Raw genomic sequence first — 23,410 nt, forward strand, 5'->3', positions numbered from 1 at the left:
ATGGTTAATATTTTCTTGCGGCCAAGTGCAACCGGCGATTTCCGGCGGCATTTCTGGTTCTAGCCCTTGGGGGCAAAATACGGCAGAAACACGGCTTCCTGGCAATGATTGTGGCAATTTGAGCATTTCCAGCAAAAGTGCGAAGCGGTTTTGCGTGAGGATAATGCGACAAAACAAAGAGATAGAGTGATTCCCCGTTTCCGGTTCAACCGGAACCGCTCTATCCATGAAAAAGGCGCGAAACCGGAGCTTCGCGCCTTCAACTTTGGTAACTTTTCGCAAAAGCCTATTCGAGCAGCGGTGACCAGGCCGGGTCAGACGCGAAGTTTGGCGTCTGAATCTGGCGCTCGTTGCGGCCGGTCAGATCAATGGTGAAGAGCTTCGGACCGCCTGCACCTGCCGCCTTGCGGAAGAACATCAGAACGCGACCGTTCGGAGCCCAGGTCGGACCTTCATTGTGAAAGCCCGAGGTCAGCAGGCGTTCGCCCGAACCATCAGTCTTCATCACACCGATGGAAAACTGGCCCTGCGACTGCTTGGTGAAGGCGATGAGATCGCCGCGAGGAGACCAGACCGGCGTAGAGTAGCTGCCGTCACCTGCCGAGATACGGCGCGGATTGGAGCCATCGGCACCCATGACATAAAGCTGCGGACGTCCACCACGGTCGGAGGAGAAAACGATCTGCGATCCGTCCGGTGAATAGGACGCGCTCGTATCGATCGCCTGGCTGTTGGTCAGGCGCGTGGTCGAACGATTGCGCAAATCCATGGTATAGATATTGGCGCTGCCGTCGTCCTGAAGCAGACTCATCACGACCTTCTGGCCATCGGGCGAGAACCGCGGAGCAATGGTCATGCCGGGGAAGTTGCCGACGAGTTCACGCTGGCCGGTTTCGAGCTGCAGCAGATATACTTTCGGTGAACCGCCTTCGAACGACATATAGGTGACTTCCTGACGGTTCGGCGAGAAACGCGGCGTCAGCGAAATCGCGCGACCGTCGGAAATATAACGCACATTGGCGCCGTCCTGATCCATGATGGCCAGTCGCTTCACGCGCTTCTGTGCCGGGCCGGATTCGTCGACGAAAACAACGCGCGTATCGAAATAGCCCTTTTCACCGGTCAGGCGCTCATAGATGGCGTCAGCGATGATGTGGGCGACGCGGCGCCAGTTGTCCGGCGTGGTGAAAAACTGCTGGCCGATCATCTGCTGGCCACCGAACGTATCCCACAGGCGGAACTCGGCCTTGAGGCGGCCATCCGGCTGCTTGGTGATGCGGCCCGTAACGAGCGCCTGCGCATTGATGACCTTCCAGTCCTCGAAACGCGGAGCCGCGTCCGGATTGGAGATCTTCTCGATGAAGGCGCCCTTGTCGATAGGCGCGAAAAGACCCGACCGCTCAAGATCAGCCGCAATGACCGACGTGATATTCGGTCCGAGCTGGTCGGCCGAAAGGAAATCGGTGATGGCGATCGGCAGCGGCTCGATCACACCCTTGTTGATATTGATTTCCACGACGGCGCGCGCCGGCATGGTGCAGACAAGGCTTGCGGCAATCATACACGCGAAAGCCGAAAAGACCGTCCGGATCTTTGTATTGATGATGCCGATTTTCATGTCTTCTGGGACCTCTTTGTCCTTGGCACTAGTGGGTTGGCGACCGGAAACCCGGTCAGAACATATCGCTCGGGTCGAAGTTGACGATCACTTCCGACCATGTGTCATACTTGTCCGCTGGCAGATTGTACGGTGCGCAGCGTGCGACAGCGCGCTTGGCGCTCTCAGCGGCTGCACGAGCCACACCATCACCGCCACCGCCCGACGTAACCTCAGGCGAAGCCTGTAGGGAGCCGTCCTGGTTCAGCTTCATCTTGACGGTCACGACCAGTCCCGGCGCGTCAGCCACACCGGCCGGTACGTTCCAGCACTTTGAGATAGCTCCCTTCAGCGCATCAGTTTCGCTCTGGCTGAGCTTGGCGCCGCCCGTATTCTTCTTGCCGCCCAGCGAAGCCTGATCGGTGGAACGCTTGGCACCGCCGCCTGCCGCCTTCTGCTTGTTCAGAAGGGCTGCAACCTCATCTGCAATCGCGTCTTTCTTCGATTGCGATGTTTGCGAAGCGCTCTGCGTCGGCTTCTTCTCTTCCGTCGGCTTGCGGTCCGGCGTCTTCGCGGTCTGCGCCTGCGGTGGCTTCGGCTTGGCTTCCGGCGCGGGAACCTTGTCTGGCAGCTTCGGCGCTTCCGCGTCGGGCGATTCAGCCTGCTTTTCGATGGCTTCCGCCACCGGATCGGGCTTCACTTCCTGCTTTTCTTCCGGCTTGGTCTGAACTTCCGTCGCAGGAACCGGCGTCGGCTTCGTCTCCGGCTTCTGTTCCGGTTTCGGATCAGGCTTCGGTTCCGGCTTCTTCACCGGTTCCGGTTGTGCCTTTGGCTCTTCAGCCGCCTCGATTGGCTTTGCCTTCGTGTCGGGCTTTGGGGGCGTCGTGGTGTCTACGTCCTGATCGCCGACATTCTGGGCGTCGGGAACGGTTTGCGGCTTGGTTGTCGGCACGGGAGCCGACTTTTCCTTCATGGGCGCTTTCTTGTCGCCCTGCTGGATTTGGGTAATCGACTCGATCGGTACGATATCGACAGGGAATGATTCCGAATCCTGCACGTCGAAAGCCTTCGGCGAGGAAAACGAAACCACTGCCAGCGCGACCGCAACGGCATGCAATGCAACAGAAGATGTCAGGCCAGCCTTCATGATGGCGTCAGCTATCCTGCTCCTGGAGGGTCACAAGGCCGATATTCTTGAAACCGGCGGCGGAAATGCGAGCCATGACTTTCATGACGGTGCCGTAATCGGCAGCCTTGTCACCGCGCACGAAAATGCGCTCTTCATAGCCTGTCTTGGCGATGGCCTGGAGCTTCGGAACCACTTCCTCAATCGGAATTTCAGTTTCCTGCAGGAAGATCTTGCCTTCGCTATTGACCGAAACGGTGATCGGCTGCGTGTCGGCGTTCATGGCCTTGGCCTGCGTGTCCGGCAGATCAATTGGCACGCCAACAGTCAGCAATGGTGCGGAGACCATGAAGATGATGAGGAGAACGAGCATCACGTCAACGAACGGCGTGACGTTGATTTCGCTCATCAATGCTGGTCTGCGGCCGCGCCTGCGGCGTCCGCCCGACTGCATTCCCTGATTTCCTACCGACATGCCCATTGCAAGATTCCCGAAGGCTGAAATTACACTCGATGCTTGAAGCCGCTTAATTACGCGGCGTCAGCTTCTCATCAATTTGGCGCGACAGTATGGCGGAAAATTCATCCGCAAAGCCTTCCAGTCGCCCACCGATCTTGCCCGCGTCTGCCGACAGCTTGTTATAGGCAATAACGGCAGGAATAGCGGCAAGAAGACCGATTGCCGTTGCCAGAAGCGCTTCGGCGATACCTGGCGCCACGACGGCAAGACTGGTGTTCTTGGAAGCGGCGATGGCCTGGAACGAGGTCATGATACCGACAACCGTGCCGAACAGACCGATAAAGGGGGCCGAGGAACCGATGGTCGCCAGAAAGCCCAGACGCGAGTCGAGCTTTTCACTTTCACGCGCCAGCGCGACGTCCATGGCCTTGTCGATACGCATCTGAAGACCGATGGGCGAGCGAGCGCCCTTCTCGAATGATTTCTTCCATTCACGCATCGCAGCCATGAAGATGGACGCCATGCCCGTGGTGCGGCGTTCACCGAGATTGCGATAGAGTTCCTCCAGCGACTGGCCTGACCAGAACGTCTGCTCGAAGCGATCAATCGCGCGGCGCGCCCGTCCGTAAGCAATCGTTTTGTCTACGATGATAGCCCAGGTCCAGATCGAGGCGAACAGCAGGCCAAGCATAACCAGCTTGACGACCCAGTTCGCCTGCATGAACAGGCCCCAGAGGGTAACATCGGCGGCGGGGGCCGCTAACGCAACATTTTCCATCGATCTACCGTCCTCGAATCCAAACGCCCGGCCACATGACCGGGCGGTATCGCAAATCCGTTACTCAACGTCTGAAAACAGACGCTCCAAACCTGCGCAGCTTTTCATTTGAAGCCGTACCTGCCCGACGAGCGGTCGACACTTCGTTCGGCAACCGCCATTCCCGGATTTCAACTTTAAATCCATCACGCGCTTGTTACGGTTAATTTTGGTGAAAGGAAGGCGCTGCGCTTCGTGCCTGCCTCTCCACCGATTCCGTCAGGGTGATTAATGGAATATTATGGTTAAAGATGCGTTAGCATTCGGCCAATTAGGCATATTTGCCGGTAGCGCATAGAGCAAGCCAGCGCAGAAAGTGCCTGGAGCTGTCTTGGGACTCAGTCCTTGCGGCTGTTGGTGAAGGCTTCCCGCCACTCGTCGGGAATGCGACGCGGATGGCCTGCCTTTGTTATCATCACGGCCTCTACCTTCGCCTCCGAAAGCAGACGTTCACCGCAGGTAATCTTCTGCGCCATGATGACCCGTGCGCCACGAATTTCGCTGACGCGGGTTTCAATCAGAATAAGGTCGTCCATCTTCGCGGGCGATTTGTAATCGATCTCCATGCGGCGAACGACCCAGACCATTTCCTCGCCAAGCGCGCCTTCGGCCAGTTCGATATGATGAACGTCCTGCAGGCGCAGGAAGTCCGTGCGTCCGCGTTCGTAGAATTCGAGATAACGACCGTGATAGACGAAGCCGGAAAAATCCGTATCGGCATAATAGATGCGTGCATAGAGCAGATGCGCGCCGTCTTTCAGTTCGCCCGATACGGCAGCCTGCGCCAATTGTTCCTGTCGTTCCGTCATTCATCTTCCATAAAGAGACCGTATTGCGACTGCTGGATGATTTCAGCAGGCGCAGGCAATCCGAGATGCTGCCATGCGATGGCCGTCAAAACGCGACCGCGTGGCGTGCGCTGCAGGAAGCCCTGCTGGATCAGATAGGGTTCGATAATGTCTTCAATTGCATCACGCGGCTCAGACAGGCCGGCGGCAATGGTTTCGATCCCCACCGGACCGCCGCCGAAATTGCGTGCGATAATATTGAGGTAACGCCGGTCGAGCTGATCCAGCCCGCGATTGTCCACTTCAAGACGTGACAGCGCCTCATCGGCAATCTTCCGATCAATGACATCCACGCCTGCAACCAGCGCGAAATCACGCACGCGGCGCAACAACCGACCGGCAATACGCGGAGTACCGCGCGAACGGCGGGCGACTTCCAGCGCACCATCCGGCGAAATACCCATCTGCATGATGCGCGCACCACGCCGCACGATATATTCCAGCTCCTCGACCGTGTAGAAATTGAGCCGTGTCGGAATGCCGAAACGATCCCGCAACGGCGTGGTCAAAAGCCCGAGACGGGTCGTGGCCGCAACGAGCGTGAACTTGGCGAGGTCGATCTTGACCGAACGGGCGGCAGGCCCCTCGCCGATGATGAGATCGAGCTGGAAATCCTCCATGGCCGGGTAGAGGATTTCTTCCACCGCCGGGCTCAGGCGATGAATTTCATCGATGAAAAGAACGTCGCGCTCTTCCAGATTGGTCAAGAGAGCCGCAAGATCGCCCGCCTTGGCAATGACCGGGCCGGATGTGGAGCGGAAATTGACGCCCAGCTCCTTGGCCATGATCTGCGCCAGCGTTGTCTTGCCGAGCCCCGGAGGGCCAACGAACAGGACATGGTCAAGTGCCTCGCCACGCACTTTGGCGGCTTCAATGAAAACCTTGAGATTGGCGCGCGCTGCCGCCTGCCCGACAAAATCGTCAAGCGTCTGCGGGCGCAGCGTATTGTCTTCGTCTACGCGTCTATCGGCATCGATGAGAGGGTTGCGGTCGCTCATGCCTTCCTCCTCGCATGAACATATCGCTCAGGCAAGTAAATCACCGCGACAATTCCTTCAATCCAAGACGGATCAGCTTGGCCGAATCGGCGCCCTCGCCCGCTTCCTTCAGGGCGGCAGCGACGGCATTGGCGGCCTGATCACGCGAATAGCCTAGATTGGAAAGCGCCGACACCGCATCGGCAACCGGTGCCGGAGCCGCCCCCGCGCCAAGTTCCTGCTTGAGCCCGATCGTGCCGCTCGCATCACCGGCGAAGGCAGGCGCCTTGTTCTTGAGTTCCGTCACGATGCGCTCAGCGACTTTCTTGCCGACGCCCGGCGCGCGCGACACCATGGCGATGTCACGCAATGCAATCGCATTGGCGAGTTCCGATGGAGACAAAGTGCCAAGCACGGCCAGAGCCACCTTGGCGCCAACGCCCTGCACATTCTGCAACAGGCGGAACCATTCACGCTCAAGCTGACTGGCAAAACCATAAAGGCGGATCATGTCTTCGCGAACATAGGTTTCGATAAACAGGATGGCCGCCTCGCCCGCACCACCGAGATTGCCCAGCGTGCGCGCCGAACAAAACGCAACGTAGCCGACGCCATGCACATCGATGACGGCATGATCCTCGGCAATTTCATCGATCACGCCCTTGAGCTTGCCGATCATTCTGATCCTACCCCGCTGAGAGCGCATCCCGAAAAGTGTAAAACGGTTTTCGGACGAGATGCGCGCAAAAAAACTACGTTAGAACGCGCAGCGACCTGATGGATCAGGTCGCTGCGCGTTCTAACAGCGCCTGCATCCGGCGGGCGCTTACAATGCTCTGACGATGATGCGCATGACAAATGGCGATGGCCAGTGCATCGGCGGCATCGCTCGTATCGAACGATGCGCGCGGCATCAGCACTTTCACCATCATATGGATTTGCTGCTTTTCCCCGTGCCCGACGCCGATTACAGCCTTCTTCACGGCATTCGGCGCATATTCGGCAACGGGCAGTCCGGCCTGCGCGGGCGCCAGCAAAGCAATACCGCGCGCCTGACCAAGTTTCAGCGTTGCCGTTGCGTCCTTGTTGACGAAGGTGTGTTCGACCGCTGCCTCATGCGGCATATATTCATGCAGGACTTTGGAAAGCCCTTCATGCAGCTGGCAGAGGCGCGATGCCAGATCCATCTCGGCATTCGAGGTTACGGTGCCCGAGCCGATGAAATGCAGTGAATTGCCAAGCGATTCGACAATGCCCCAGCCAGTACGGCGCAGGCCCGGATCAATACCAATGATGCGAATCGTTTCTTTCATAAGCGAACCCTATCCTCAGACGGATTCACTTGACAGCAGAAAAGTGAACAAAAGAGAAACATGCGCCACGAAGGGCACATATGATCAATTGTTACGAAGCGCCAAAAGCGGTCTTGAGCAAAACGATCTGTTCGGAAACCGGGTTGCCACGCGGAACGCCCTGAAGCGAAACCACTTCACCGTAAACTTCGCGGTCCATGCGGCGCACGCGTGCCTGAAGGCGCATGGAACGGTCAATGAGTTCCATGAATGCGGCGGGCAGTTCGGACCAGCCCTGTGCAACTTCGCCCGCCGACGGTGTATCAAGACGCACCTTGGCCTTTTCGGCGGAAACCTGCTGGCGGGTCATCTCACCGCTGCGTGCCGCGCGCTGGAGCAACAGCCAGGACGCTATCTGCATCAGGCGCGTCGTCAGACGCATCGATTCGGCAGCATAGAGCGTCGCAGCCACACGGGAAAGATTGCGTGCGTCTTCACGGCCTTCGCCGTCGAGATAGCTCGCAGCTTCCTCGACCATATCCATGCCTTCGGCGTAGATCGGCTTGAACGAATCCGAGAAGACCATGCGCTCCGCGAGGCTGATCATATTGCTCGGCATCTGACCCTGTTCGCTAATCACTGCTCTGCCACCTTGCATGACCGCCGGTATCGGCGGCCCATTCCGTTGCCGCATACGTCCGGTGGGATTTGCCGGACGGATACGAATGAAACCATTGAACCGCTGTTCGACCATGGGGGAGGCTGAGACGGAACAGCTGCGCTAAACAAGTCCACGATAAACTGCACCTTCATGCACCGTCGCGCAAGTTTATGTTTAACATTCGGTTAACATTTTCAAAGGCTTTTGATCAAAGCCAGGAAACTAAGCACGCCCCCAAAAGTGGAAACCGGTTTTGGGACAAGGACATGCGTGAAAAAGATTAAAGCGGGTCGTTTGAATATGACAAAATACGACACGATTTAGAACGGATTGAGCAGATATTCCGTTCCACGTCCCTGCATGTGGAGATTGGTTTTTCCCGGTGCGTAGCAAAAAGCACATAAAAAAAGAGCCGCAATGGCGGCTCTCAGGAGTTTAACAGGGAGGCGTCAAACAGAGTGGCTAAACCACTCGGTAAGAATCCAGCCGAACTGGATGTAAACCATTTAACATTCTTAAGATTAATGAATGGTTAATTTCTGCTCGGCGCTGTGGATAATCTCGCACAATCCGGCGCTGTTTACTCAAAGAAAAGCCGCCCGAAACGGGCGGCTGATCGGTGCTGATTGTTAATAGCGCTGCATTGCAGGCTTCGAGCTTGAGGCAACCTGCATCTTGACGGGCTCGGCAGCGGGAACAGCGGATTTTGCCGACGCGGCTGCGCCTTTTTTGCTCCAACCAATGGTCGGCAGCCATTCAAGATAATAGGCCAGCGCGAACTGCATGACGATGCCGGTTGCAATCAGCAGCGTGTCATAAGGCAAGCCGCCCGGATTAACGAGCTTCATCACCTGTGCGACCATTGCCAGCAGCGTACCGGCAATAAAGACCGGCAACGAATGCTTGCCGAGAATCGCCAGCGGATTATCCGGCGCAGTCCGGGCAATGTTGTTCAGCGTCGGCACAACAGCAATGAGATAGGCAATCGCCAGCACATGCAGCAGGCGCGGGCCTGACAGGAAGGTCTTGTCGAAGCCGGTGACGACCATCGGCATGCCCATTGATGCGTCGATACCCCATAGCGGGATGCGGACCCATGCCAGCGCCAGCACGAGATAGCCGACAGCTAGGCCGATCAGCAGCGGATGCTTCGGCAGTTCACCACCGCGACGCACATGCATCACGCCCGCGATACCGATCGCAAACAGAAACTGCCACGACAGCGGGTTCAAGAACCAGACGCCTTCGGTCGGATAGTTGACCGGCGCAACGTGATAGAGGCCAGACAGGAACCAGACCGTTCCGGAAACACCGAGCATGAGCGGCAGGCTGATGCGCGCCAGCAGAAGCAGGAGCGGGGTCAGAATCAGCATCACGGCATACATCGACAGAATGTTGTTATAGCCAAGCTGGTGACCCATGGTGACGATGCCGAACAGCGCCTCGACCGGGTGCTTGACCAGTGGTGCGATGTTGATCTGCGTCAACAGTTCCGAACGTTTCAGGAAGATGGCCGCAGCAGCGAAAATGGCGATGGTCGCCATGGTGGTCATGATGTGCGTGGTATAGAGCACGCCCGCGCGGCGCCACATCTTCAGCGACAGGAGCAGGCGATTGCCGGGGGCAAACTTTGATCCATAAGCAAGCGCCACGGCCATGCCGGAAATCAGCACGAAAGCTTCAGCCGAATCGGAGAAGCCCAGATTCTTGTGCGTGAAATGCTCGTAGATCGTGCCGGGCACATGGTTGATGAAGATCGTTAGCAGCGCGAGCGCACGAAACACGTCAATGCGCGTATCACGCATTTTCGTTGGTTGTGCGGGCATCGCTTCTCTAGCGGTCGCAATATTCATTTACCAGCCTGCCTATCTTTGAAGGAAAGCGCTCGCACTTGGGATTGCGCGGCTTTCCAATCTTCTTCGTGTCATTCCGGATGGGTAACCGGAACAGTTTCACACGTTTTGCCGGGGCGTTCAGCGCCCGGTCTTGGTGTGGCATATATACCCGTTAATCCCGGCAGAACCGGGTTGGTTCCGATCAACTTTCGTTCCAGTGGATAACATTCTGCCAGCCCGGACAGGCGCAAACCGACGTGAGTTTCGCCAATGAATACTTGCCGAAGCGCGGTTGCGTCGCATAAATGCGATAAAACAAATAGATAGAGCGCAGCTTCTGTTTCCGATAAACAGAACGCCTCTATTGCCCGAATTCCATCACGTTTTTCCCGTTAGGCTTGGTTCATGAACACGCCCGCACACCAGACTGAAATCGAACGCTGCCGCATTGTGCTGGTTGCGCCTCCACTTGCCGACGGCGCGGCTCTCGCAAAGCTTTTGACGGCCGCACTATCGGGCGGTGACGTTGCAAGCGTCATTCTCGATACCGGCGATCTCGATGAGGCCACTTTTCAGGCCACGGCCGAAAAAGTCATCCCCATCATTCAGGAGAAAGGCGCTGCCGCGCTCATCCTCAACGATACACGCATCGCAGGTCGCGTCGGCGCTGATGGTATTCACATCGAAGGCAAGACTGCCGATCTGGCGGATGCAATCGAAAAGCATACGCCGAAAATGATCGTCGGCACCGGCAATCTGCGTGACCGCCATGGCGCGATGGAGATCGGCGAATTGCAGCCCGACTATGTCTTCTTCGGAAAGATCGGCGCGGACAACAAGCCGGATGCCCATCCGCGTAACCTGTCGCTGGCTGAATGGTGGTCGCAGATGGTGGAAATCCCCAGCATCGCGCAAGCCGGAAGCACGCTGGAAAGCATCATCCCTGCAGCCGAAACCGGCGCGGATTTCGTTGCGCTCGGACGCGCCGTCTTCGACGCGGAAGACCCCGCAAAGGCTGTCGCGGAAGCCAACCGGCTTCTCGATGAGAACGCGCCACGTTTTGAAAACTGATTCCTTCATCAAGGTCTTGCCGATGCCCATGAAGAACAAATTTCTTCTCGCTGCCGTTCTGACATTCGCGCTGCCGGTCCTGCCTGCTCTGGCAGCAGGCGAGCCGGTGCACGGTCAGAAGGAGAGCCAGCAGGGTAATCACAAGGACAAGAAGGCGGACAAGCCAGCCAAGCCGGTGATGCTGCCGCAGCCGGCAACCACGGAACCGATGCCCCCCATCGATCCGAGCCGCTTCGGCGACAAACCGGCAGACGAGGCATTCGGCGCATTTCAACGCGGTCTTTATCTGACTGCTTTCAATCTGGCCAAGCCACAGGCTGAAAAGGGCGATCCGGCATCGCAGGCGCTCATTGCAGAGATTTATGCCCGCGGACTCGGCATCCCCGCCAACCAGAAACTGGCGGCAGAGTGGTATGAGAAAGCAGCCAATAACGGCGTTGTCGAAGCGCAATTCCGCTATGCTGCACTTCTGCTTCAGGGCACCTATGCCAAGAAAGATCCGGTCAAGGCCGAGGAACTGATGAAGAAAGCCGCCGATGGCGGCAATGCCATGGCGCAGTTCAACTATGGCCAGATGCTGATGGTAAAGACGCCGGGCAAGCCGGGCATCGACCTTGCCTTCCCCTGGTTCGAGAAGGCCGCCGAAGCCAAACTGGCCGACGCACAATATGCACTCAGCCAGATTTATGCCAACGGTACGCCTGCCATTCCGCGTGACGACAAGAAAGCGCGCGTCTATCTCCTGCTTGCAGCCGCGCAAGGTTACGATACCGCGCAGTTCGATCTCGGTCGCTGGCTGATTGAAGGGCGCGGCGGCGACCGCGACTACGAACAGGGTTTTGGCTGGATGCGTCTTGGTGCCCAGCGCGGCATGGTGATGGCGCAGGCCTGGCTTGCCCGTCTCTATCGCGACGGCATCGGCACCGAAGGCGATCTCGTCAAGGCTGCGGCCTGGTATATTGTTGCCCAACGCGCCGGTTTTCGCTCGCCGGACCTCAACGACATGATGGACGGACTGGCTGACGACCAGATCAAACAGGCCATAGAAACCGCCAACAATCTGCGCGTTCGCTGATTTTTGGGCGAATTTTCTGGCACGTCCTGCTCTCTTTTCGTGCTCAGGCTTGCGCCAAGCGCCTTTTTATGGTCTTGAGACGCCGATTATCGTGGTTCGAGTATAAGGCAGGTGCGCAATCTCCGGAATAAACCGGACGGTTGCCTTTTCGTCGTCATGCGCCGGACCGCACATGGTTTCACATTTTCATTCCGGATCAAGCTCATGAAGATCAATGGTAACGAAATCCGCCCCGGCAATGTCATCGAACATGCTGGCGGCCTGTGGGTTGCGGTCAAGACCAACGCCGTCAAGCCTGGCAAGGGCGGTGCCTATAATCAGGTCGAACTGAAGAACCTCATCAACGGCACCAAGCTCAACGAACGTTTCCGCGCTGCTGAAACCGTGGAGCGCGTTCGTCTGGAACAGAAGGATTTCTCGTTCCTCTACGAACAGGGCGAAGCGCTGATCTTCATGGACACCGAATCCTACGAACAGCTTGAGCTGGCCAAGGATTTTGTTGGCGACCGCGCTGCTTTCCTGCAGGATGGTATGATGGTCACGGTCGAACTTTACGAAGAAAAGCCGATCGGCATCCGTCTGCCGGATCAGGTCACGCTCGCCATCACCGAAGCCGATCCGGTCGTCAAGGGCCAAACCGCTGCATCGTCCTACAAGCCGGCTGTGCTTGAAAACGGTATCCGCATTCTCGTACCGCCGTTCATTGCATCCGGTGAACGCGTGATCGTTGATACCAACGAACTGACCTACGTCAGCCGCGCTTAATACGAAAAACGAGATCTGCGGTGCCCCGTATCGGGCGCCGCATAATCCATGTCGCAAATTTAGCGACCGTTCTTTCTCAGATCGCTCAATTCCCCCGACTGTCCGCCAAACATGTTTCTGGCTGGATGATCGACCTTCTGTTTATGATTAACTGCATGATTCCCTTCAAAATCCACGCTTCGGGATCGTGCTTACAAGGACAATGAAATGGCCCGCTCAGCCCTTCTCAACGTTATGGTACAGGCCGCTATGAAGGCCGGCCGCAGCCTCGCTCGTGATTTTGGCGAAGTCCAGAATCTCCAGGTTTCTCTCAAGGGCCCAGGCGACTATGTCAGCCAGGCAGACCGTCGCGCCGAACAGATCGTCTATACGGAATTGAGCCGCGCCCGCCCGGATTACGGCTTCCTGATGGAAGAATCCGGCGAGGTTGAATCCAAGGACGGACAGCATCGCTGGCTGATCGATCCTCTCGACGGTACCACGAATTTCCTGCACGGCATTCCGGTTTTCGCAGTCTCCATCGCTCTCGAGCGTCAGGGGCAGATCGTCGCCGGCGTCATCTACAATCCGGCCATGGACGAGCTTTACACCGCAGAACGCGGTGGTGGCGCATTCCTCAATGACCGTCGCCTGCGCGTTGCATCGCGCAACAAGCTGGTTGATTCCGTCATCGGCACCGGTATTCCCCATCTGGGTCGCGGCCATCACGGCCATTATCTGGTCGAACTGCGCAATGTCATGGCTGAAACCGCAGGCATCCGTCGCATGGGCGCCGTTGCGCTCGACCTCGCCTATGTTGCAGGCGGCCGTCTGGATGGCTTCTGGGAAGACGGCATGCATCCGTGGGATCTCGGCGCGGGCATGCTGATGATCCGCGAAGCCGGTGGTTTTGTCTCGGACAAGAATGGCGGGCAGGATATTTTCGGCACCAAAACCATTGTTGCGGGCAATGAAATCATTCAGAAAGCCTTGCTGAAGACGATCAACAAGCCGATCTGATTTAATTCCGGCATTACCTGCGTTTCCTTTCAGCGCGTCGTGTGAAAGCGGCGCGCTGAAGCATTTTTGCCTTCATTTTTTCGTATCCAGACGATTCCGCTTCACGAATTAATGAAGTAGGCTCCTGTTCAAACACGCGACCATGGAGCGCAGCGCATGAGCGATTTGAGAGTTTCCCGGGACCGTCTGGACGAGGGACGTGATTACGACCCCTACCGCCTTTCGAGCCCGCGCATCGTCATTCTCTCCATGGCGATCTTCCTTATTATCGTCGCCTTTCTGGCGGCGATCCTGATGCGACAGATTCACACTTTCTTCATCACCAATCCTGGTCTCAACGGGCTTATTCTCGGCGTTCTGCTGGTCGGCATTCTGCTCGCCTTCGGGCAGGTGTTGCGGCTTTTGCCTGAAATTCGCTGGGTTAATTCATTCCGCGACGGTGACCGCGAAGGCACCACGCGCCCACCCGTGCTGCTGGCACCGATGCGTGCTCTGATCGGCCGCCGCCAGTCGATGGCGCTGTCGACCTCATCCATGCGGTCGATCCTCGATTCCATCGCGACGCGCCTTGATGAAAGCCGCGATATATCGCGCTATCTGATCGGCCTTCTGGTCTTTCTCGGTCTTCTCGGCACTTTCTGGGGCCTTCTGGAAACAGTCGGGTCCATAGGACGCACCATCCAGACACTTGACCCCAATTCCGGCAGCACTGGCGACGTTCTCGATGCATTGAAAGCCGGGCTTCAGGCTCCACTGTCTGGCATGGGTACAGCCTTCTCGTCTTCTCTGTTCGGCCTTTCCGGCTCGCTCATTCTCGGCTTCCTTGATCTTCAGGCGGGCCGCGCGCAAAACCGCTTCTATACAGAACTGGAAAACTGGCTTTCCTCGGTCACCGATCTCGGTTCCGATATCGCAGCCGATCAAAACGGCGGCACGGAAGAAATCCGCGTTCTGGCCGACAGGCTACAGAACCTCCATGGTGGGGACGCTTCGACACAGCGCACCACGGCAGCGCTGGCCAATCTTGCGGAAGGCATACAGGGCCTCGTCAAGAACATGCGCAGCGAACAGCAGATCATGCGCGACTGGGTGGAAAAGCAGGCCGACGAGCAGAAGGCCATCCGCCAGACGCTTGACCGCCTCACCAAGGCCATCGGCGAGCGTTCGCACGACCGCAAATCCGACCGCACGGACAAGACGGAGTAGGCCGCCATGTCCCTCGCCCGCAACCGCCGCTCCCAAAGGCATGTCGATTACTGGCCGGGCTTCGTCGATGCGCTGACGACGTTGCTGCTCGCAATCATGTTCCTGCTCACCGTCTTCGTGCTGGCGCAATTCCTGCTAAGCCGCGAGGTCAACAACAAGGACAGCGTGCTTGCACGCCTCAACAGCCAGATACAGGAATTGACGCAGCTTCTGTCGCTGGAGCGCAGCAATTCGCAGGACATGCAGGACACCATCGCCAATCTGCAAGCTTCGCTGTCCAGCGCGGAAAATGAGCGTTCGCGTCTGCAAAGCCTTTTGAACGAAGGCAGCGGCGCGGGTGCAGCGGCTGAAAAGCGCGCTGGTGAACTGTCCGAAAGCCTTGATGCCGAAAAGCAGGTCAGCGCCCGCGCACTCAGTCAGGTGGAACTGCTGAACCAGCAGATTTCGGCTCTTCGCCGCCAGATCGCAGCGCTTGAAGATGCACTCAATGCTTCCGAAAGCCGCGACCGCGAATCGAACGCCAAGATCGCCGATCTCGGCCGCCGCCTGAATGTCGCGCTGGCGCAGCGCGTGCAGGAGTTGAACCGCTACCGTTCCGACTTCTTCGGGCGTCTGCGTGAAATCCTATCAGACAAGGAAAACATTCGCATAGTCGGTGACCGTTTCGTCTTCCAGTCGGAAGTTCTTTTCCCGACGGGTTCGGCGGATATCAATCCGGCCGGTCAGGACGAGATGAAGAAACTTGCCGATGCGGTAAACCAGCTCAATCAGGAAATCCCGGATGACATCAACTGGGTGCTGCGCGTTGACGGCCACACAGACAATGTACCTCTGGCCGGCACCGGACGTTTCCGCGACAATTGGGAGCTTTCATCGGCCCGAGCAACCGCAGTGGTCAAATTCCTGATCGCCAACGGCGTTCCGGCCAACCGGCTCGTCGCGGCTGGCTTCGGCGAATATCAGCCGCTCGACGCCGCCGACACACCCGATGCCCGGTCCAAGAACCGGCGCATCGAGCTGAAGCTGACCGAACGTTAAGAAGAAATGACGGGAGGGCAAAGCCCTCCCATTTCACTTCGCAACGAATGCTCCAGCACCTGCCTCGAATTGCAGCTTGGCGAGACGGGCATAGATACCGCCCTTTTCGACAAGGCTTTGATGTGTGCCTTCTTCGACAATATGACCATGGTCGAGCACGAGAATGCGGTCGGCCTTGAGCACAGTTGCAAGCCGGTGCGCAACGACAAGCGTCGTGCGATCAGCCATCAGGCTGTCCAGAGCTTTCTGCACCAGCATTTCGCTTTCGGCATCAAGCGCTGACGTCGCTTCATCAAGGAGAAGAATGGGCGCAGCACGTAAGATTGCCCGCGCAATGGCAATACGCTGGCGCTGACCGCCTGAAAGCGTCACACCGCGTTCACCCACTTCCGTATCATAGCCCTTGTCGAGCGCCATGATGAAATCTTGCGCAAGAGCCGCCTTTGCCGCCGCCACAATCTCCTCGTCGCTCGCTCCGGGGCGACCGAAGGCGATATTCTCGCGTATGCTGGTGGCGAAAATCGCGACGTCCTGCGGCACGGTTGCAATACGCGCGCGAACGGCTTGCGGGTCGGCATCAGGCAAGGCCACGCCATCGATCAGGATCTTGCCGGACTGCGGATCATAATAGCGCATGACAAGCGCGAAGATCGTGCTCTTGCCGGCACCCGAGGGGCCGACAATCGCAACGGTTTCGCCGGGTTTCACGGTGAAGCTGATGCCGTTGAGCGACGGCGCATCTGGCCGTGTCGGATAGGAGAAATGCACAGAATCGAACACGATCTCGCCGCGCGGCGGCACCGGCATGGCAACGGGCTTCAAGGGGGCTGCGATGCCGGGCTGTTCGTCCAGAATTTCGACAAGGCGCTCCGTTGCCCCTGCAGCCTGCGCCAGTTCCCCCCCCACTTCCGACAAGGCACCGAAGGAACTGCCTGCAAACACCGCGTAAAGCACGAACTGTCCAAGCGTACCGGCCGTCATCGTGCCAGCCAGCACATCACGCGAACCGAACCAAAGCACCGCAACAATGCTGGAGAAGATCAGGAAAATTGCAAAGGCCGTCAGGATTGCGCGGGCTTGAATGGAGGAACGCGCTGCCTGGAAGGCTTTTTCCACCGCGCTGCCAAAACGCCCGACCACCATGTTCTCGTTGGTGAAAGCCTGCAGCGTGCGCATCGCGCCAATCTGTTCGCTGGCATAGGCATTGGCCTTCGCAAGCATGTCCTGCGTCATACGGGAGCGGCGACGCACCGAGCGTCCGAAGGCAATGAGGGGCAAAACGATGATCGGAATGGCGGCAATGACCAACGCAGAAAGCTTCGGGCTGGTCACGACCATCATCGCCAATGCGCCGACACCCAGAATCATGTTGCGCAGCGCGACAGAGGCCGTAGCGCCCACCACGGACTTGATCTGCGTTGTGTCGGATGACAGACGCGAAACGATTTCACCGGACTGCGACCGGTCGAAGAATTCCGGCGAGAGCGCCGTCACATGCGAGAATACCGCATTGCGCAGATCGGCAACCACCCGCTCTCCGAGCGAAATCACGAAGAAATAGCGCAGGCCCGACGCCAGCGCGAGAATGAGCGCCAGCAACACGAGCATGCCGAAGTAATTATTGACGAAGATCGCATTCGAGCCCGTAAAGCCATGGTCAATCATGCGACGCAGCGCAACAGGCACTGCAAGGGTCGTTACAGCGGCCAGCACCAACGAAAAGAGCGCCCCTGCAACCAGGACCTTATAGGGTGCCAGAAACGGCATCATCCTCTTCAGCGGCTTCAGCGAGCGGCGTTTGCGACTTTCTTCTGCAGTCAATTCGTGATTCATATCAATTTCAGTATCCCGGTCGGCCATTCTTGTGTTTGCGCCCTTGTTATTGCCGTGCGCCTGATGTATAGGCTCGCCAACCCTTTTGGAAGCCGTTGCCTGTAGGTAATGGGTCTTCATATCTGCCATTGGGCGAAAGTGCCGCAGTTTCGATAGTCAAGGCTGCGCTTTTCACCCCAGACTTTCAGGATTGAGAAGATGAAAGCCAATATCCATCCCGACTACCACACCATCAAGGTCGTGATGACCGATGGCACCGAATACATGACCCGCTCGACCTGGGGCAAGGAAGGCGATACGATGAACCTCGATATCGACCCGACCACTCATCCGGCCTGGACGGGCGGTTCGCAGACCCTGCTTGATCGCGGCGGTCGCGTTACCAAGTTCAAGAACCGTTTCGGCAATCTCGGCATCTAATCCGATATTGCATCTGGTTGAAAAGCCCCGCCTCGGCGGGGTTTTTTATTGCCCGAATGTCTCATTCATCAAGGCATAAAAAATCCCGGACAAAGCCGGGATTTTTCGAGATTATCTCAGAGTGCCCAATCAGGCGCTCAGCTTTTCCATGACTTCGTCGCTGACTTCGAAATTCGTGTAGACGTTCTGCACGTCGTCATCGTCTTCGAGCACGTTGAGAAGCTTGAGAACCGAACGCGCCTTTTCCTCGTCCAGCTCGGTATTGGTCTGCGGCTTCCAAATCGTCTTGATCGATTCGGCTTCACCGAGCGCAGCTTCCAGAGCCTTGGACACTTCGCCGATATCTTCGAACGCGCAGATGATGACGTGTTCTTCTTCACCGGACTGCACATCGTCAGCGCCAGCTTCGATGGCTGCTTCCATAACCTTGTCGGCGTCGCCGACTTCAGGCTTGTAGATGATTTCGCCGACGCGGTCGAACATGAAGGACACCGAGCCGGTTTCGCCCAGTGCACCGCCCGATTTCGTGAAGGCTGCGCGCACATTCGATGCAGTACGGTTGCGATTGTCCGTCAGCGCTTCCACGATGACCGATACGCCGCCGGGGCCACGGCCCTCGTAGCGCACTTCATCATAATTCTCGCCGTCATTACCGGCAGCCTTCTTGATGGCACGCTCGATATTGTCCTTCGGCATAGACTGCGCCTTGGCGTTCTGGATCGCCAGACGCAGGCGCGGGTTCATTGTCGGGTCAGGCAGCCCCTGCTTGGCAGCGACGGTGATTTCGCGTCCGAGCTTGGAAAACATTTTCGACCGCACCGCATCCTGACGGCCCTTGCGGTGCATGATATTCTTAAACTGTGAATGGCCGGCCATGGCACCCCTGTTCTGTTTAAAATGCTGTGCACGGAGAAAGCGTCACGCATGAAACAGAGATCAAGCAGAGAAGGGCCGCAGGTTGGGCCACAGTGCTTTCCGTGCAGAATGGCGGCGTTATAAGGAATTCAGGCCCATTCGTCCAGCAAAAGCGCCGTCCCCCTCGAATCTCTGTCAATAAAAGCAATATTGCTCGACCCGCCAGGCAAAGCAGATTATCTATAAATTCATGATTCAGCCCGCCCAGAACACCCCCAGCGAAACCATTGCAGCCCGTATCAGCCGCATTCTTGCCGACCGCATCATCGCGGGCGAGATAGAACCCGGCATGAAACTACGACAGGATCACATTGCCGAAGAATTCGAGACCAGCCATGTGCCGGTGCGCGAAGCATTCCGGCGGCTGGAGGCTCAAGGGCTTGCTGTTTCCGAGCCACGGCGCGGCGTCCGGGTCGCATCGTTCGACATCGGCGAGATCAGGGAAGTGGCAGAGATGCGGGCCGCTCTGGAAGTTCTGGCGCTGCGCCATGCAGCCCCGCACATCACACAGGCAACGCTCGACGCCGCCGAACAGGCCACACTGGAAGGCGACAAGTCACGCGATGTCAGAAGCTGGGAAGATGCCAATCGCCGCTTCCATCGGCTCATCCTCGAACCATGCAAGATGCCGCGTCTGCTTGCAGCCATCGACGATCTCCATGCTGCCAGCGCCCGGTTTCTCTTCGCTACCTGGCGGTCGGAATGGGAAACCCGCACCGACCACGACCATCGCGCCATCTTGCAGGCGCTGCGCCAGAACGATGTCGAGAGCGCAGTGACCATCCTCGCCCGTCATGTACAATGGATCGGACACCGTCCGGTCAAGACCGCATCGGGCAAGACGCGCGATTCGTTCGCGATTGTTGGTTGATCAGGCGCTTGCACAGATAAGCACCTCATTTCTATCGTCGCCACTCTGGTCACTCGTGCGGATTTTCAGCTGCGTGACAGGGGCTCTGCGCGCGACTCCCACAGCTACGCACCGTTCTGTTTGCGCCGCCTCTTGCGTTTATCGTCAGGAGCCTTAAGAAGATATAGATCGAATCTCAATTTTATCTATAATTTGAGGAAACCATGACGACCATCACCCAGACGTGCCCATCCTTCAGCCCACTCAATCTGGAATCCCGTTCCCCTGCGATGCGCCTTGCAGCCGTTGCGCTTGGCACGCTGGTTCTCGCCATCTCGTCGCAGATCGAAGTTCCGATGATTCCGGTTCCGATTACGCTGCAGACCCTGATCGTCCCGCTGATCGGCGCACTCTATGGCTGGCGTCTTGGCATGGCCACGGTTCTGGCCTGGCTCGGCGAAGCCATGCTCGGCCTTCCGGTTCTGGCTGGCGGTGCTGGCGGTCTTGCGCATTTCGCAGGCCCCACCGCAGGCTATCTCGTTTCCTTCCCGATCATCGCCGCGATGACCGGCTATCTGGCCGAACGCGGCTGGAACGGTAACCGCGTCGGCCTCGCCTTCGTTTCGTTCCTTGCCGCTAATGTAGTCTGCCTTGCGCTTGGCGCAGTCTGGCTGTCCAGCATCATCGGCGTTGAAAAGGCAATTGCCTTCGGCGTAACGCCGTTCCTTATCGGTGCCCTCATCAAATCGGCTCTTGGCGCTGCGATCCTCAAGGCCATCGCCCGCGACGGCAAGGCCTGATCAAACAGGTGACAATACGCCTGCGCGGCCATCACCTCCTTTGCATGCTGACTTATGTCGGCAAAGGCTACAGCCCGGCTTTCGTCGAAAACTACGACAGGATTGCCGGGCGGCTGAGCGAAGGGGAAGATATCCTTCTCGTCGATGGCCCGGACGACATTTGCGCGCCCCTGCTCTGCGGGGGCGATTGCCATTGTTACGAAGCGAGTGTTCGCGAGCGCGACCGGCTGGCATTGGAGGCCGTAGGCGACCTGATCGGCCAGACGCTTTCCACGCAAAACCTTCTCGGGCTCAACGCAGAGCGGCTTGACGTAATGCGTCGTGCTTTTGCAGAAGGCATATTACGCACAGCCTGCAAGCGTTGCGAATGGTCAGACCTCTGCACGAGAATTGCCACAACAGACCAGTTTCACGGCGTTAAAATAACAAGGCCACCCGTCTCAGGATGAGACGGGTGGCCTTGTCGTATCTGGCTTTTACTGTTGGCTTTTGCGCTTTCGCCGCGCCAGCATGTTGAGCGCTTCGACCAGCGCCGAAAAGCCCATCGCAGCGTAGATATAGCCCTTCGGGACGTGGAAGCCGAAACCATCGGCAATCAGCGTCATGCCTATCATCAGCAGGAACCCCAGCGCCAGCATGACGATGGTCGGGTTCGCCGCGATGAACCGCGACAGCGGATCAGCCGCAAGCAGCATGACGGTGACGGCTGCGACCACGGCAATGACCATAATGGCGATCTCGTCGGTCATGCCAACGGCAGTGATGATCGAATCGACCGAGAAGACCAGATCGAGAATCAGAATCTGAACGATGGCGGCGCCCATGGTAAGTTGAGCCACCTTGCCGCCGATATTTTCCTTGCCATCCTCGGGGTCAACCGTGTGGTGGATTTCCTTGGTCGCCTTCCAGACAAGAAACAGACCACCGGCAATCAGGATGATGTCACGCCAGGAGAAGCCGTGGCCGAACGCCTCGAAAATCGGGTCCTTGAGCTGGACGATGATCGAAATGGTGAAAAGGAGTGCCAGACGCAGAATGAGCGCCGCACCGATACCGATACGGCGTGCGCGAGCCTGCTGCGAAGCGGGCAGCTTGTTGGTCAGGATAGAGATGAAGATCAGATTGTCGATACCGAGGACGACTTCCATCGTCACCAGCGTAACCAGCGCGGCCCAGCCGGCGGGGGTCGAAAGAAATCCCAGATACTCGGCAAAAAAATCCATTAAGCTGCGTCCCCTTGCGAAAAAACTCGTTGCAAGGAGATAGGAACGCGAAAAGCCCGTTCAACCGGCAGAAAGCTGCCAGGTCAAAATAGCCACTCAATTGTAGATAACATCATACTTCGAGCTAAAATAAGACGTTATCGCCAGAATGCCGGAATGGTTTCTTCCAGATGTGCACCGATGCGCAAGGGGGCGGCCTTTTCTGCAAGCCCTGTGCGATCCGAAATGTCTATACCCACGCCGCAGACGGTAGCCGGGCCATTCGCCGCCTCGAAACGTCCTTTCGGCACTTTCGACAGGAAACGATTGAGCGGCTCTTCCTTGTCCATGCCAAGCGAGGAATCGTAATCACCGCACATGCCGGCATCGGACATATAGGCCGTACCATTCCGCAAAATCTGGCAATCGGCGGTCGGGACATGCGTGTGCGTTCCGACAACAGCGCTGGCGCGACCGTCGACAAAATGACCGAAACACTGCTTTTCGCTCGTCGCCTCAGCATGGAAATCGAAGAAGACCGCATCGGCCTGCTCGCCAAGCGGACAGGCTTCCAGAATTTTCTCGGCCGCGATAAACGGATCATCAAGATCGGGATGCATGAACACTCGGCCCATGACGTTCGATACCAGAACCCGGGCGCCGTTTTTGGCGATGTAAAGCCCCTCGCCTTTTCCGGCTGTGCCTTTCGGGAAGTTTGCGGGGCGCAGAAAACGGTCTTCGCGCCTGGAGAAATCCAGTGCTTCGCGCTGATCCCAGACGTGATTGCCGGTCGTCACGACGTCGGCGCCAGCACGAATGGTATCGTGGAAAATCTCTTCCGTAATGCCAAAACCGCCCGCGGCGTTTTCGCCGTTGACGATTACGAAGTCCAGCTTCAGATCGGAAATCAGCCCCGGCAGTTTTTCATATACCGCGGTGCGGCCCGACCGGCCCACCATATCACCAAGAAAAAGCAATCTCATGAGAATGCCTTATAAACCTGCGCCAAGCGAACGCAAGCCGCTCTCGGTCAGGATCTGGTCGAGCGCAATATCGTGCGGCTCATCGGGCACACGCTCAACTTCCTGACAGTCGAAAGCCATGCCGATCAGAAGTGGCTGCAATCCGCGTTCCGTGAAACGCGCCAGCGCGCGGTCGTAGTGTCCGGCACCATAGCCAAGCCGATGCCCGCGCCGGTCAAAGCCTGCGAGCGGCATCAGCATGATCGCCGGATCAACAACCGGCGCATCTTCTCCCGGTCCCATCGTGCCGAAGCCCGTCTGACGCAATCTGGCATCGGGCAGATACTCACGAAAGGCAATCGTTTCCTTATCCAGAACGACGGGGAGGCAAAGCCGCGCGCCTTTGGCGCGAAATACCGACAACAGCGGGCGCGGGTCCATTTCAGAACGGATCGGCCAGTAGCCGGCGATCAGCGTACCTTTGGCCACATCGATTGCCGCCTCGCCCTTGTTTGCGGCCGCAAGGGAAGCTTCGTAGTGAAAGCGCGGATCAAGAGCATCGCGGACCGCCAGAACCTTGCGTCGAAGCTCCTGCTTTTCCAGTCCGGGGCTACGCTCCGTTGCTGTCATTCCAAGCCACTCCCTGATGCCACGTTGCATC

At 57.7% G+C, this 23,410-nt stretch carries 25 protein-coding genes; 10 read left to right on the forward strand and 15 right to left on the reverse strand.

What is annotated here, in order from left to right; translation table 11 throughout:
* Positions 1-286: 286 nt before the first annotated feature.
* The 10 genes from tolB to HWX93_RS16400 form a co-directional block, all read right to left on the reverse strand.
* Positions 287-1,618, reverse strand: a complete 1,332-nt coding sequence (tolB, locus tag HWX93_RS16355; RefSeq protein ID WP_010661373.1) for a Tol-Pal system beta propeller repeat protein TolB — start codon at positions 1,616-1,618, stop codon at positions 287-289.
* A gap of 55 nt (positions 1,619-1,673) precedes the next feature.
* Positions 1,674-2,744, reverse strand: a complete 1,071-nt coding sequence (locus tag HWX93_RS16360; RefSeq protein ID WP_176037978.1) for a cell envelope integrity protein TolA — start codon at positions 2,742-2,744, stop codon at positions 1,674-1,676.
* A 7-nt stretch (positions 2,745-2,751) separates the two neighbouring features.
* The gene (tolR, locus tag HWX93_RS16365; RefSeq protein ID WP_151556125.1) at positions 2,752-3,204 is read right to left on the reverse strand and encodes a protein TolR; all 453 of its coding nucleotides are present in this window, start codon (positions 3,202-3,204) and stop codon (positions 2,752-2,754) included.
* Between the two features lie 46 nt (positions 3,205-3,250).
* On the reverse strand, positions 3,251-3,961 hold the full coding sequence (gene tolQ, locus HWX93_RS16370; RefSeq protein ID WP_109989134.1) for a protein TolQ: 711 nt from the start codon (positions 3,959-3,961) through the stop codon (positions 3,251-3,253).
* Positions 3,962-4,338: 377 nt separating this feature from the next.
* Positions 4,339-4,809, reverse strand: a complete 471-nt coding sequence (locus HWX93_RS16375; protein WP_109989133.1) for a YbgC/FadM family acyl-CoA thioesterase — start codon at positions 4,807-4,809, stop codon at positions 4,339-4,341.
* The gene (ruvB, locus tag HWX93_RS16380) at positions 4,806-5,846 is read right to left on the reverse strand and encodes a Holliday junction branch migration DNA helicase RuvB (RefSeq protein WP_176037979.1); all 1,041 of its coding nucleotides are present in this window, start codon (positions 5,844-5,846) and stop codon (positions 4,806-4,808) included. Before ruvB ends, HWX93_RS16375 begins: the two co-directional genes overlap by 4 nt.
* A 40-nt stretch (positions 5,847-5,886) precedes the next feature.
* Positions 5,887-6,504, reverse strand: coding sequence for a Holliday junction branch migration protein RuvA (gene ruvA, locus HWX93_RS16385; RefSeq protein ID WP_176037980.1), 618 nt, complete (start codon positions 6,502-6,504; stop codon positions 5,887-5,889).
* A gap of 103 nt (positions 6,505-6,607) precedes the next feature.
* Positions 6,608-7,138 (reverse strand): crossover junction endodeoxyribonuclease RuvC, encoded by a 531-nt coding sequence (gene ruvC / locus HWX93_RS16390; RefSeq protein ID WP_176037981.1) that lies wholly within the window; start codon positions 7,136-7,138, stop codon positions 6,608-6,610.
* 91 nt (positions 7,139-7,229) lie between these two features.
* Positions 7,230-7,736, reverse strand: coding sequence for a DUF1465 family protein (locus HWX93_RS16395; protein ID WP_140022061.1), 507 nt, complete (start codon positions 7,734-7,736; stop codon positions 7,230-7,232).
* A gap of 671 nt (positions 7,737-8,407) precedes the next feature.
* Positions 8,408-9,631, reverse strand: coding sequence for an OpgC family protein (locus HWX93_RS16400; RefSeq protein ID WP_235969124.1), 1,224 nt, complete (start codon positions 9,629-9,631; stop codon positions 8,408-8,410).
* Positions 9,632-10,018: 387 nt separating this feature from the next.
* On the opposite strand from HWX93_RS16400, the gene HWX93_RS16405 reads away from it, so the two are divergent.
* The 6 genes from HWX93_RS16405 (at position 10,019) to HWX93_RS16430 (ending at position 15,767) form a co-directional block, all read left to right on the forward strand.
* A complete protein-coding gene (locus HWX93_RS16405; protein ID WP_109989128.1) occupies positions 10,019-10,684 on the forward strand; it encodes a thiamine phosphate synthase in 666 nt (221 codons plus the stop codon).
* Between the two features lie 28 nt (positions 10,685-10,712).
* Positions 10,713-11,759, forward strand: a complete 1,047-nt coding sequence (locus HWX93_RS16410; protein ID WP_109989185.1) for a tetratricopeptide repeat protein — start codon at positions 10,713-10,715, stop codon at positions 11,757-11,759.
* 204 nt (positions 11,760-11,963) lie between these two features.
* Positions 11,964-12,524 (forward strand): elongation factor P, encoded by a 561-nt coding sequence (efp, locus tag HWX93_RS16415; protein ID WP_010661385.1) that lies wholly within the window; start codon positions 11,964-11,966, stop codon positions 12,522-12,524.
* Between the two features lie 207 nt (positions 12,525-12,731).
* A complete protein-coding gene (locus HWX93_RS16420) occupies positions 12,732-13,523 on the forward strand; it encodes an inositol monophosphatase family protein (RefSeq protein WP_176037982.1) in 792 nt (263 codons plus the stop codon).
* A 156-nt stretch (positions 13,524-13,679) separates the two neighbouring features.
* Complete coding sequence (locus HWX93_RS16425; protein ID WP_176037983.1) at positions 13,680-14,729, forward strand: MotA/TolQ/ExbB proton channel family protein; 1,050 nt, start codon at positions 13,680-13,682, stop codon at positions 14,727-14,729.
* A gap of 6 nt (positions 14,730-14,735) precedes the next feature.
* Complete coding sequence (locus HWX93_RS16430; RefSeq protein WP_109989125.1) at positions 14,736-15,767, forward strand: peptidoglycan -binding protein; 1,032 nt, start codon at positions 14,736-14,738, stop codon at positions 15,765-15,767.
* 33 nt (positions 15,768-15,800) lie between these two features.
* Here HWX93_RS16430 and HWX93_RS16435 read toward each other — a convergent pair whose 3' ends face one another.
* Positions 15,801-17,729 carry an ABC transporter transmembrane domain-containing protein gene (locus tag HWX93_RS16435; protein ID WP_176037984.1) on the reverse strand — a complete coding sequence of 643 codons (1,929 nt, stop codon included), beginning with the start codon at positions 17,727-17,729 and terminating at the stop codon, positions 15,801-15,803.
* A 69-nt stretch (positions 17,730-17,798) separates the two neighbouring features.
* Between HWX93_RS16435 and rpmE the strand changes: the two genes are divergently transcribed.
* Positions 17,799-18,020 carry a 50S ribosomal protein L31 gene (gene rpmE, locus HWX93_RS16440; protein ID WP_002964804.1) on the forward strand — a complete coding sequence of 74 codons (222 nt, stop codon included), beginning with the start codon at positions 17,799-17,801 and terminating at the stop codon, positions 18,018-18,020.
* A 129-nt stretch (positions 18,021-18,149) separates the two neighbouring features.
* Here rpmE and HWX93_RS16445 read toward each other — a convergent pair whose 3' ends face one another.
* A complete protein-coding gene (locus HWX93_RS16445; protein WP_109989124.1) occupies positions 18,150-18,896 on the reverse strand; it encodes a YebC/PmpR family DNA-binding transcriptional regulator in 747 nt (248 codons plus the stop codon).
* Between the two features lie 229 nt (positions 18,897-19,125).
* Here HWX93_RS16445 and HWX93_RS16450 point away from each other — a divergent pair, with 229 nt between their 5' ends.
* From HWX93_RS16450 to HWX93_RS16460, 3 genes are all read left to right on the forward strand, one after another.
* On the forward strand, positions 19,126-19,806 hold the full coding sequence (locus HWX93_RS16450) for a GntR family transcriptional regulator (protein WP_061348025.1): 681 nt from the start codon (positions 19,126-19,128) through the stop codon (positions 19,804-19,806).
* Positions 19,807-20,009: 203 nt separating this feature from the next.
* A complete protein-coding gene (locus HWX93_RS16455; RefSeq protein ID WP_176037985.1) occupies positions 20,010-20,585 on the forward strand; it encodes a biotin transporter BioY in 576 nt (191 codons plus the stop codon).
* A gap of 8 nt (positions 20,586-20,593) precedes the next feature.
* Complete coding sequence (locus HWX93_RS16460) at positions 20,594-21,034, forward strand: DUF1284 domain-containing protein (RefSeq protein ID WP_176037986.1); 441 nt, start codon at positions 20,594-20,596, stop codon at positions 21,032-21,034.
* Positions 21,035-21,061: 27 nt separating this feature from the next.
* On the opposite strand, the gene HWX93_RS16465 is transcribed toward HWX93_RS16460, so the two are convergent.
* The 3 genes from HWX93_RS16465 to HWX93_RS16475 all read right to left on the reverse strand — a co-directional run bounded on the left by HWX93_RS16465 (position 21,062) and on the right by HWX93_RS16475 (position 23,379).
* Positions 21,062-21,808 carry a TerC family protein gene (locus tag HWX93_RS16465; RefSeq protein WP_176037987.1) on the reverse strand — a complete coding sequence of 249 codons (747 nt, stop codon included), beginning with the start codon at positions 21,806-21,808 and terminating at the stop codon, positions 21,062-21,064.
* Between the two features lie 137 nt (positions 21,809-21,945).
* Positions 21,946-22,770: a TIGR00282 family metallophosphoesterase gene (locus HWX93_RS16470; protein ID WP_176037988.1), complete on the reverse strand. Its 825-nt coding sequence runs from the start codon at positions 22,768-22,770 to the stop codon at positions 21,946-21,948.
* Positions 22,771-22,779: 9 nt separating this feature from the next.
* A complete protein-coding gene (locus HWX93_RS16475; RefSeq protein ID WP_109989119.1) occupies positions 22,780-23,379 on the reverse strand; it encodes a 5-formyltetrahydrofolate cyclo-ligase in 600 nt (199 codons plus the stop codon).
* Between the last annotated feature and the right edge of the window lie 31 nt (positions 23,380-23,410).

It is taken from the genome of Brucella tritici, from assembly GCF_902825325.1.
Lineage (GTDB): Bacteria > Pseudomonadota > Alphaproteobacteria > Rhizobiales > Rhizobiaceae > Brucella.